Consider the following 10,422-nt stretch of genomic DNA (forward strand, 5'->3'; position numbering starts at 1 on the left):
CGCGGCGGTCTCCGTCTTCATCGCGTGGCGATGGCCTTGTCCCGAGGAAGATTCCTTGTCTGGCCCCGCATGAACGGATCGCAGAAAGGCGCGCGTCATGAACCGTCCGACACCGAGTTGGAGCAGGTATTTTCCTTAGATGAAAATATTTTCCAGATTATTGACCGACCGGTTCCGATGGCTGAAAATTGCCCATTCGTCGGTTGAGTGCCGCTGCATGTCGGGAGCGCTCAATGCGGGTCATGATAAAAAGAGGGGACGATCTGAATGAAGAAACCCAGCTTCAGTGGGCTCTTTCTTGCGTCGGCGATGATTGTTTCTGCCGCCGTTACATCCACTAACCTGTCGGCACAGGAGAAAACCCTTAGAATTGCGACGGAAGGCACCTATGCGCCGTGGAGTTTCGTCGATAATGCGGGCCAATTGACCGGCTGGGACGTCGATATCGCAAACGCGCTTTGCAAGCAGATGCAGGCAAAGTGCACCATCCAGGCGCAGGAATGGGACGGCATCATTCCCGGCCTGAATGCGAGGAAATACGACCTCATCGTCGCCAGCATGGGCGTGACCGAGAAGCGCAAGCAGCAGGTCGCCTTCACCAAGAAATACAAGAATACCTCCAGCCAGTTCGCGGCAAGGAAGGGCGCCCTGACGGATACGTCTCCTGCCGGGCTGGCCGGCAAGCGCATCGGCGTGCAGCGCGGCTCGATCCAGGACACCTTCCTGACCCAGACCTACGCCAAGTCGGAAATCGTCCGCTACGACAAGACCACCGATGTCGAGATGGATCTGCTGTCGGGCCGGGTCGACGCGCTGCTGGCAAACAAGGTCACGTCGATGCTCGGCTTCCTGAAGAAGCCCGAAGCAGCCGCTTTCGAACTCGTGGGCGAAGAGTACAGCGGCGGCCTGCTCGGCGACGGCAATGCGATCGCCTTGCGCAAGGAAGACACGGCGTTGCTTGCCCAGATCAATGCAGCGATCGACGCGATCATCGCGGACGGAACCTATGACAAGGTCACGGCAAAATACTTCAGCTTCAAGCTGATGTGAAACGCCGACCGAGCCCGGAGGATTGGCCTGCGGCGCCAATCCTCCCAGTCAGGATGACACCATGATTTCCTTTGCGACGCTCGGCCCCACCGGGACGAACCATGAGCTGGTGACGCAGCAATACATCGCGTTCAACCAGCTGGAAGACGCGCATATCGCCCTGGTCGACAATTTCGAAATCGCGATCAAGGGGCTTCGAGCGGGCCGCTATGATTTCGTGCTGCAATGCGCGGTCCATCCGGCGACTCCGGGGACGATGGGCGCCTATTTCAACGAAGTCTTCGCGATCGACACATTCATCTCGCGCAGCAAGGATCTTGCCGTCCTGACCCGCAGGGATGTCGAGACGCCAAAGTCGATCGGCCTGCTCATGCCGGCGACCGAGAGCTACATCGACATCGACAAATGGGAAACCAGGGTGTCGGAGCGGTCTCTTCCAATCATTTTCGAGAATCTGCTGGGCGGGAAATACGATTCCGCGCTCGTTTATCTCGAATATGCCGACCAGCATCCCGATCGGGTTCGGATCGATCAGATCATCGGCTCCCCCGACGACGTGTGGATCGTCTACGGCACGGAACGCACCTCCGGCGGCAGGTTGCAGGCATGGTATGACAGCCCGGGAGCTCAGTTCGTCCGCAACAAGGCGGCGATCAAGCCCAAGACTTTAGCCAAACCCAGGACCTTTGCGCGAGCGCGCACGTGACCCTCTTCTCCGGCTACACTTACCAGCTCTTCGCCGGAGCGCTGGTTTCGCTCTCCGTCGCGTTTTTCGCCCTGATCTTCGGCTCGGTTCTGGGCCTGGGCCTTGGCGCCGCGAAGATCTACGGTCCCCGTCCTCTGCGCTACATCGCCGAAGCCTATACGGCGGTTGTCAGGGGCGTCCCCGACCTGATCGTCATATACCTGATCTATTTCGGCAGCACCGTTGCCCTGACCAAGCTGACCGGCGCCTATGTCGACATCAACGGCTTCACAGCCGGTGTGTTCGCCCTGGGGCTGATCTTCGGCGCCTATGCCAGCGACATCATTCGAGCTGGCATCCAACAGGTGGCCCGAGGCCAGAAGGAAGCCGCCGACGCTCTCGGGCTTTCAAAGAGAATCGCGTTTTTCCACGTCATTCTCCCGCAGGCCTGGAGGCTTGCTCTGCCCGGGTTCAGCAACCTCACGATCATCCTTCTGAAACAGACGTCGCTGATTTCCGTCATCGGGCTCGAGGAGTTGCTTCGCGCCTCGGCGGTTGTGTCCGGGTCCACCCGGGAACCGTTCTACGTCTATGCGATCGCCGCGTTCATGTACCTGGTCATGACGACGATCGCGACCGTCTTGCTTCGCTGGGCGCAGAGCCGAGCCAATCGCGGCTTCGCGTGAGGGTACCATGCTGGATGTCTCGATCATGGCCGACGTCCTTCCGCCGATGCTCAAAAGCCTGGGCATGACGGGAAAGCTGGCCGTCCTGGTATTGATCGCCGGAATGCTCCTGGCCGTGCCGCTGGCCTTTGCCCGGAATTCGACCTCGACATGGCTGTCGCTGCCTGCAAACGGTTACATCCTGATCATCCGGGGCATACCGGCACTGCTGCAGGTCTTTCTGGTCTATTACGGCCTCGCCCAGTTCGAGATCGTGCGCAACTCCTTCCTCTGGCCCGTCTTCCGCGACCCGTTCTTCTGCGTGATCCTGGCGCTGGGCCTGAACTCGGCAGCCTACACCGCCGAAATCATCTCGGGGGCGCTGCGGTTGATCCCGAAAGGGCTCGTCGAGGCGGCGCACGCCATGGGGCTGTCATGGCTTCAAACGCAGTTCCTGGTCACCCTTCCGCTCGCCATGCGCGCCGCGCTCCCCGCCTACGAGAACGAGATCATCCTGACGGTGAAGGCGACCTCGCTGGCGAGCACGATCACACTGCTCGATCTGACCGGCGTCGCGCGTCTGGAAGTGACGAACACCTACGCCCCCTACGAAGTGTTTCTCACCGCAGGCGCCATCTATTTCTGCATCACGACAACGCTCTCATGGGCGCTGCGCAAGCTCGAACGGCGGCTGGCCATCGAGAATTTGAAGGCGGTGGATCCCGGTATCCTTGCGAAGGCTGCCGTAGCGGCTCACGGCTGAGCGATCGGGCAGGCGCTCGTCCTGACGGTTCGGAACCCGCCCTAGCACAGGCCCATGATGCGGCTCATAGTCTCCACGCATAAACTGGGGGGAATGGGCGTGAAATTCTGGACAGTTCTGCCGACGCTGCTGGCTCTGACGCTGGCGACTTACGCCCCCGCTCGTGCGGAGACCTGCGCGACACAAGACGGGAAGGTCGCTCCGGAATGCAGGTGCCCTTCCCAAACGAAGCGGATCTCCAGTGGCGCGCTCTGCAGCGTGCAGAGGCCGGAGGACCGGGCGGCCGGTTTGCCATCCTGCTTTGAACAATATCAGTGCAGGCCCATCGCGGCTGCTGCACGCTCGCCGCGAACCATGATGATTTTCATGGACTGGGGCTTGGCGACTGTGTCGCCGTCGGCCGGGCAGATCATCGCGGCCATCCGCGAAAGCGCAACCCCGTCGTCTCGCATAACCATCTCCGGCCACACCGACAGGTCGGAAGAGCGCTCCGCCCAATTGGCTCGTGCGCGCGCAGAGGCCGTTCGCGAGGCGCTGATTGCGGCGGGCGTGCCGGGCCGGGCCATTGTTCGTCTCGAAGCTGCCGGCACCCGCGGACTGCCCGTTGCCACCGCGGCAGGGGAGCGGGAGCCTCGCAATCGCTTTGTCTCCGTGACGATCCGTTAGGCTTGCGCCGTTAGCGGCCGCGGTCGCTGCGCCCGCCTTGCGCGGCCATTGACCGAAGCCGCCGCCCGGGCGCAGCCTCGCGCTCACTGCAAGCAAACCCGCGAGGACTGAGCATGGAACGCCTTCACAAGGGTGCCTGCCATTGCGGGGCGATCGCGGTGGAGTTGCGCACGCCGCGCGGTCCTGATGAGCAGGTCATCGGCGCCTGCCAGTGCTCGTTTTGCCGCAAGCACAATGCCCGCACCTTCTCCGATCCGAAATCGAGCGCCACGCTGACAGCGCGCGAGCCCGAGCAGTTGCAGCTTTACACCTTCGGGCTGAGCACTTCGGAGGTGGTGATCTGCAGGCGTTGCGGGGTTTATGTCGCGATGCTGATGACGGATCAGGGCGAGGCCTGGACCACGCTCAATATCGACCTGCTCGACGAGCGTGCCGCCTTCATCCGGCCGGCCGAGCCCAGGGATTTCAGCGCCGAGGCAGCCGAGGGACGCATCGCGCGGCGCAAGGCGCGCTGGATACCGACGACGCTTGTCGGCTGGCCGGCGGGGCGCTGAGGGGCGCGTGGGCTGTATTCCACCACGGTGGGGCTGGCCTGACATGAAACGAGCGATCTCAGGAGGCCTCGATCGCTTGCCATCACCCGCGCCGTCATCCCGGACGCAGCGAAGCGGAGATCCGGGATCCATTCGGGAGTGCTTGCAGGAGAGGTTCCGGCATGGATCCCGGGTCTCCTTGCAGTCGCCCGGGATGACGGCGCGTTTCCCGAAATTCCAACCGACTGAAATCCTTGCTCACATGATTGACCGGGTTCTGGGGAACGCCCAAGAAACGTCTCATGACGATGCAGCGACAAAGAGAGTATTTTGAATCTGTCGTAATAAACTGCGAAAGATCTCGAGATTGTACTGATAATGCCAAGAGGGATTCATGCAAATTAACAGTTGTGGCCGAATTTCGGCATGGTTATGACGCTGCGATACCTTGTCATTCAGTTTTTATTCATTTTTGGATTGTTAAACCTACCCTACACGTGATGGAGGGTGCCATGGGCGCGCTAACTCGAATCGGTATCGCTGGTCTTCTGGCGGTGGGTATCTCTGCAGCCTCTTTGTCGCTGTCGACGGCCGCGCAGGCACGTGACGGCTTCAACGGCGCCTTGTTCGGCGGTATGGCGGCCGGCGCTCTCGTCGGCGGCGCGCTCGCCGGAGCCGGGCGCTATGCTCCGCCGCCGCCCTATTACGGACCCGCCCCCGTCTATGCCGGGCCGCGCTATTATGAGTCCGACTGCTATGTCACGCGGCGCCCGGTCTATAACAGCTGGGGCGATTTCGTCGGCTATAACCGCGTCCGCGAGTGCGATTGACGCGAAGGCCGGCCGGCTCTCCTGAGCCGGGGACAGGCGCGTTTCGCCGGTGACAGGCCGGGCGGGATGGGCGATGTTTGCCGGCATGATCCGAGTCGCCGCCCTCATCACTGTTGCCATCACCGGTCTCGCCGGCGAGGCTCTTGCTGCCGGGGCTTGCCGGCCGACGCTGGACGGCAAGGACCGCATCGAGCGCAGCGGCGCCTGCCCGAGCGGCTATTATGTGCGCGGCGCCTGCTGCGAATCCTTCCAGGCCAGCGCGCAACGGGCCGCGCCGACGCTCGGCAAGAAGACCTGCCCCGCCGGCACTGTCGCGAGCCTTGGGACCTGCGTGGCCGCCAAGTGAGGCGTTCCAGTGAGGTGCTGGCGAGCGGTGCGCCAGAGCCTCATGATTTCGGTTGGAACCACGCCGTCATTCCGGGGCAGGCCGAAGGCCTGAGCCTGGAACCCATATCCTCAGCTGGAGACGGGTAAGGCGCAAGGGCGGTCGCACCCGATCTGGCAACTCCGGTGGTTATGGGTTCCAGGCTCGGCCCTGCGGGCCGCCCCGGAATGACGGCGGTGTTTCCAGATCAAGCCATCAGGGCCTAACCCCGCCAATCAGCCGTCATTCGAGGAATTCAATTCGTCCGGCGTCAGGCCCTCATCGTCGCTGCCGAGGCCCGCGGCCTGCCGCAGGGCATCGTTGATCCGGTCCTGCCAGCCGGGGCCGCCGCTCTGGAAATGCTCCAGCACCTCGCTGTCGATCCGCAGCGAGACCAGCTCCCGGGCTCCGGGAATGGCGGGCCGCTTCACGGCCGGGGCGGGGACTTTCGGTGGGGCTGGCTTGAACAAGGCTTCGGCCTTGTCCCGGAGATTGACCGGCCGGCGGGGTCTATCTTGGCTCATGAGAGGCCTTGGCGTTGTGCATGGATCGTCGCGGCGACATCCGGCCGACTCACCAGGCAAAGCGAGGTGGTCGAACGTGTCCAAGCAAAGGCTAGTGATTGCCGCGACCGCTGTACAGGACGGGAGCCGTTTTCGCTGGGAGCCGCGAGCCTGGCTCAGACCGAGACGTCCACCACTTCGCCGAGGCCCGGCACGGGGTTTCTCTCTTGCGCCTCCTCGGCCGGCTTCGCCTGCTCGGCACTCTTGTTCGCCTCAGTCGCCTGCTTGAGCTGGGCTGCGCGCTGCTCGGCTGCCCGCAAGGCCTGCTCGGCCTGCTGCACGGCGGCGCGGTCCTGCTGCAGCGTCTGGTCGTCGGCCTTGTCCTTCTCGTCGGCGGCGAGCTTCGCCGAGGCCGTGGCGAGTGCGGCCGAAGCCTGTGCCGCCGCGGCGTCGGCCTGGGCGAGGGCGGAGGTATTGTCGCTGCCGAGCGACGCCGTGCTGATGACTGATGCGGCGCTGACGCCTGATATGCTGCTCATGACCGGCTCCGGAGCGCGCGCCGCGCGCGCGATTCGCTAGGAGCTTGCCGGGCAAGTTGTTCTGGATTGTTTCTGCTGCGTTGCCACTGGCACTCCGGAGCCGGGCAGGGCGGCGGTTTACGCGGCGCCGCTTGCCCCTGATTCAGCGGCTCACAGCAAAACCTACGCAAATCGCCACGGGACGGCTTGTCAAAGCGCGCGGCAATCGGGCATAGAGCGCGTAACGGAGACGTGGCCGAGAGGCTGAAGGCACTCGTTTGCTAAATGAGCATACCCCACAAGGGTATCGAGGGTTCGAATCCCTCCGTCTCCGCCAACCTTCCCTTTTTCTGATTTCGCTGAATTTTGCTGAGCGCCGGAAAGCACCCTCGGGGTCGGGCTGGGCGAGAGCGCGGATGGCGTGCGCTCGCCGGCCAATCAACGGCGGTCTTTCTCACCGTCAGCAACGGGTGGAGAGCCGCAATTCAAAATCTTTCGGTGACCTCATGAGCCACATTCGGCAGACTGCCGCCATGGCGGACGGCGGAGATATCGGTGAGGCGGCGAACATCGCTTCAGCAATGCTGGAGGGTAGATTGAGGCCGCTCCAGGCTGCCCTGCGCCTAGTCCGTTACGTCGACCTCGCTCAATCAGTTTGGGAGGACACAAAGGGCGCCCACGGACCGCTCTCGGTGATTTACATGGCCTGCGACGAGGCAGATCGAATTGGTTTCATCGGCGAAAACCTAGACGCGTGGCACCCTGACATCCGTGATCGAAAGCAATCCGAATTGGCCGAGGTTGAGGCGCGGCTTGACGAGCCGATCCGTATCGCGTGCCAAGCGATCCTGACCTACGCTGCTTCCCGATAGTTCGGCACAGATCATCGGCCCTCAGTCTGATATGGGTCGTGAGTTGGCATCCGCGAGCGGACTGCCAGGACCTACGAGAGCCCCATTGCTTCGAGCCCGTCATCGTGCGACGAGCCCAAAGACTAGAGGGGGGTGAAATGTTGATTGGAGCCCGCTCATACGCCTACAGGCGCCCCGACTTTTTCCCCTTCAATGAGCTGGTGCAGCAAAATTGAGCCGTCCGTAAATCGGACCGCAGCGCCGGCGGCGCCGCGAAGCCAAGCATGGTCGGGATTTGTTGCCACAACGTCATTCTACTGTGATTTTATTTTTGGCTCCTGCCGCTCTACAAATACATAGTGGTCATCGATGGCCCTTCTCAGGGCTTCCTTATGCGCTTCCTGCATCTCTTCTATGTCGCGTCTTATTTCCTCGCTACTACGTGCTGGCATCTTCTCGCCTGGCTTGGCGTTTGCCAGGCGGAGTTTCTCAGTATTAATAGCAAGGCCAGAAGTGTATTTTGGCGGCAGCTCCCGAATGTCAAAATCTTGCGGCTCAAATTGTTCCGCCTCATGATTTGGCGCAAGTGCATACCAGTAACTAAGCGGTCGATCGCCCTTCCAACTATGATATATTTTCGTTTCATTGTAATCGAGGAATACATATTTTCGAAGATTATGATTTATCCACATTCGATTGCCCGCGATTAACGCAAGACAGAACAAAATAATTCCTATAACGAACGATATCGACATTAAATTAATCCGGAGAAAAGTGTATCGTTTCATCGCAGCTCGGTAATTTAGGCTGTTGACTAATAAGTACGGAGCCGCAGCCGCATTGAAGCGAGCCGGGCCATGGCAAGGAAGTTGGCTGCGAGCTTATCATATCGGCTCATCCCAATACCAGCAGGGGACACCCGCAGCATCGAATGGATGCGCAGGAAGTCGTGATGCTTCATATGCAGAGCGACGGCGAAGACGTGGTTTTCGAGCTTCTCGGAGAAGCCGCTCGTCATCGCCCATTTCCAGGACGTCAGCATCCCTCGTCTCCCTCCCGGTCGCCTTGTCCGGCAGTAATCCCATCGGATTAGTTCGAACGAACTGAATCGTTCGCTCGAATAGAATAAAGTCAAAACAATACCGCATGCTATTGCTTAAGGTGTCGGATTGGCCTTCTTCCGAAATCTAAAGCAGGCCATCTCGAAGTGCATCTTTTTTTGCGCTGGGTGGCCGCTAGACCTCCCGGGCGGGAGGTACGTCATGCGCTACCTGCAGAACAAGATCCTTATTGCGGGACTTCTTGCGACTACGTCGACCTTTGCTTACGCGCAAGGGGCCAAGCCATGGCCGCAGTACCACGCGGGCTTCGCGGTCGACGGCAGTCCGACACCGAGGCCCCACAGCGCTTGCGAACGCAAGCTCATCAGAGACAACTGGCTGTTGGGTAAAGATAACTGGCTGTGGGAATGCGATCCGGCGGCACCCGGCAACCCATTCCGCCAGAGCACAGTCCCAGCGGCAGCGCCCGGGCCAACCCTGGCAGATGCAGGTGGGGTACGATACTACAACGCCGTATCCCCAAATGGCCGCAGAACGCGGGCGCCGAGCCGGGATTGCATCGTCGTACAATACGACCGCGACCTGCTGTGGACCTGCCCGCCACTGACAACCGCGTCAATCGGCGCGCCGACGCCCGCGCCTCAGGGCGCCACTGCCGGCAATGTCCAATATTACAGTGCGGTTTCCGCCAATGGCAGGCGCGTACGCGCACCCAATGCCGCGTGCAGCCTGATTCAGCAGGGCGGCAGTCAATATTGGATGTGCCCGCCCTTGACGACGGGAGCCTTGTCCTCGGGCGGCCCGAGCGGCGCCGCAGGCCCCGAAGGCAACGGCCGCAGCGGAGGCGACGGCTCTAACGACGGTTCTGGAAGCGCCTCCAATGGCGGGGCGAGCGGCAATTCGGGCGGCGGCGGCCAGGGCGGTGGCGCCCAAGGTGGTGGCGGTCAGGGCGGAGGCGGTCAGGGCGGTGGCGCCCAAGGTGGTGGCGGTCAGGGCGGAGGCGGTCAGGGCGGTGGCGCCCAAGGTGGCGGTGGCCAGGGCGGCGGCGGTCAGGGTGGTGGCGCCCAAGGTGGTGGCGGCCAGGGCGGCGGCGGCCAAGGCGGCGGCGGTCAGGGTGGTGGCGGCCAGGGCGGCGGCGGCCAAGGTGGCGGCGGTCAGGGTGGTGGCGGCCAGGGCGGCGGCGGCCAAGGTGGCGGCGGTCAGGGTGGTGGCGGCCAGGGCGGCGGCGGCCAAGGTGGTGGCGGTCAGGGTGGCGGTGGCCAGGGCGGCGGCGGCCACGGCGGTGGTGGCCATGGCGGTGGCGGCGGCCATGGCGGTGGCGGCGGTCACGGCGGCGGTGGCCATGGCGGTGGCGGCGGTCACGGTGGCGGTGGCCATGGCGGTGGCGGCGGTCACGGCGGCGGCGGCCATGGCGGTGGCGGCGGTCACGGTGGCGGTGGCCATGGCGGTGGCGGCGGTCACGGTGGTGGTGGCCATGGCGGTGGCGGCGGTCACGGCGGTGGCGGCCATGGCGGTGGCGGTGGCCACGGCGGTGGTGGTCACGGTGGCGGCGGTAACGGCGACGGCGGCGGCCATGGCGGCGGCGGTCACGGTGGTGGTGGTGGCCATGGCGGCGGCGGTGGCCACGGTGGCGGTGGCCATGGCGGTGGTGGCGGTCACGGCGGTGGCGGCGGCCATGGCGGCGGCGGCCATGGCGGCGGCGGCCATGGTGGCGGCGGTGGCCACGGTGGCGGTGGCCATGGCGGTGGTGGCGGTCACGGTGGTGGCGGTGGCCATGGCGGTGGTGGTCACGGTGGCGGTGGCGGCCATGGCGGCGGCGGTAACGGTGGCGGTGGCCAGGGTGGCGGCGGCGGCCAGGGTGGCGGTGGCCAGGGTGGCGGCGGTCACGGTGGCGGTGGCGGTCACGGCGGTAGCGGCGGCCATGGCTGAAAGC

13 protein-coding genes, 1 tRNA gene and 1 pseudogene are annotated in these 10,422 nt (G+C 63.4%); 10 read left to right on the forward strand and 5 right to left on the reverse strand.

Annotation, left to right across the window (positions count from 1 at the left end; all coding sequences use genetic code 11):
* Positions 1-309: 309 nt before the first annotated feature.
* The 8 genes from ACSQ3P_RS25505 (at position 310) to ACSQ3P_RS25540 (ending at position 5,538) form a co-directional block, all read left to right on the forward strand.
* A complete protein-coding gene (locus ACSQ3P_RS25505) occupies positions 310-1,050 on the forward strand; it encodes a transporter substrate-binding domain-containing protein (RefSeq protein ID WP_436168262.1) in 741 nt (246 codons plus the stop codon).
* Between the two features lie 22 nt (positions 1,051-1,072).
* Complete coding sequence (locus tag ACSQ3P_RS25510) at positions 1,073-1,756, forward strand: hypothetical protein (protein WP_436168263.1); 684 nt, start codon at positions 1,073-1,075, stop codon at positions 1,754-1,756.
* A complete protein-coding gene (locus ACSQ3P_RS25515) occupies positions 1,753-2,421 on the forward strand; it encodes an ABC transporter permease (protein ID WP_436168264.1) in 669 nt (222 codons plus the stop codon). The genes ACSQ3P_RS25510 and ACSQ3P_RS25515 overlap by 4 nt, the downstream gene beginning before the upstream one ends.
* Before the next feature lie 25 nt (positions 2,422-2,446).
* Positions 2,447-3,163 (forward strand): ABC transporter permease, encoded by a 717-nt coding sequence (locus ACSQ3P_RS25520; protein WP_436168265.1) that lies wholly within the window; start codon positions 2,447-2,449, stop codon positions 3,161-3,163.
* Between the two features lie 354 nt (positions 3,164-3,517).
* Positions 3,518-3,829, forward strand: coding sequence for an OmpA family protein (locus tag ACSQ3P_RS25525; RefSeq protein ID WP_436168266.1), 312 nt, complete (start codon positions 3,518-3,520; stop codon positions 3,827-3,829).
* A gap of 113 nt (positions 3,830-3,942) precedes the next feature.
* Positions 3,943-4,383: a GFA family protein gene (locus tag ACSQ3P_RS25530; RefSeq protein ID WP_436168267.1), complete on the forward strand. Its 441-nt coding sequence runs from the start codon at positions 3,943-3,945 to the stop codon at positions 4,381-4,383.
* Positions 4,384-4,874: 491 nt separating this feature from the next.
* Positions 4,875-5,192 carry a hypothetical protein gene (locus tag ACSQ3P_RS25535; RefSeq protein ID WP_436168268.1) on the forward strand — a complete coding sequence of 106 codons (318 nt, stop codon included), beginning with the start codon at positions 4,875-4,877 and terminating at the stop codon, positions 5,190-5,192.
* Positions 5,193-5,277: 85 nt separating this feature from the next.
* Positions 5,278-5,538 carry a hypothetical protein gene (locus ACSQ3P_RS25540; RefSeq protein ID WP_436168269.1) on the forward strand — a complete coding sequence of 87 codons (261 nt, stop codon included), beginning with the start codon at positions 5,278-5,280 and terminating at the stop codon, positions 5,536-5,538.
* A 254-nt stretch (positions 5,539-5,792) separates the two neighbouring features.
* Here the strand turns inward: ACSQ3P_RS25540 and ACSQ3P_RS25545 are convergent, their stop codons facing one another.
* Together ACSQ3P_RS25545 and ACSQ3P_RS25550 are read right to left on the reverse strand one after the other, a co-directional pair.
* Positions 5,793-6,080, reverse strand: coding sequence for a BrnA antitoxin family protein (locus ACSQ3P_RS25545; RefSeq protein ID WP_310152049.1), 288 nt, complete (start codon positions 6,078-6,080; stop codon positions 5,793-5,795).
* Positions 6,081-6,235: 155 nt separating this feature from the next.
* Entirely contained in the window at positions 6,236-6,598 is a 363-nt protein-coding gene (locus ACSQ3P_RS25550) for a hypothetical protein (protein WP_436168270.1), read from the reverse strand.
* Positions 6,599-6,823: 225 nt separating this feature from the next.
* On the opposite strand from ACSQ3P_RS25550, the gene ACSQ3P_RS25555 reads away from it, so the two are divergent.
* Both ACSQ3P_RS25555 and ACSQ3P_RS25560 read left to right on the forward strand, forming a co-directional pair.
* A tRNA-Ser gene (locus tag ACSQ3P_RS25555) sits at positions 6,824-6,914 on the forward strand.
* A gap of 79 nt (positions 6,915-6,993) precedes the next feature.
* Positions 6,994-7,449: a hypothetical protein gene (locus ACSQ3P_RS25560; protein WP_436168271.1), complete on the forward strand. Its 456-nt coding sequence runs from the start codon at positions 6,994-6,996 to the stop codon at positions 7,447-7,449.
* A gap of 293 nt (positions 7,450-7,742) precedes the next feature.
* On the opposite strand, the gene ACSQ3P_RS25565 is transcribed toward ACSQ3P_RS25560, so the two are convergent.
* The 3 genes and pseudogenes from ACSQ3P_RS25565 to ACSQ3P_RS25575 all read right to left on the reverse strand — a co-directional run.
* Positions 7,743-8,183 carry a hypothetical protein gene (locus ACSQ3P_RS25565; protein WP_436168272.1) on the reverse strand — a complete coding sequence of 147 codons (441 nt, stop codon included), beginning with the start codon at positions 8,181-8,183 and terminating at the stop codon, positions 7,743-7,745.
* Positions 8,184-8,242: 59 nt separating this feature from the next.
* Positions 8,243-8,323, reverse strand: a pseudogene (locus tag ACSQ3P_RS25570) (IS5/IS1182 family transposase); the annotation flags it as partial.
* A gap of 781 nt (positions 8,324-9,104) precedes the next feature.
* Positions 9,105-10,422 (reverse strand): hypothetical protein (locus tag ACSQ3P_RS25575; RefSeq protein WP_436168273.1); only part of this gene is annotated, 1,318 nt, incomplete at its 5' end.

Source organism: Allobosea sp. LjRoot9 (assembly GCF_964252745.1).
Classification (GTDB): domain Bacteria; phylum Pseudomonadota; class Alphaproteobacteria; order Rhizobiales; family Beijerinckiaceae; genus Allobosea.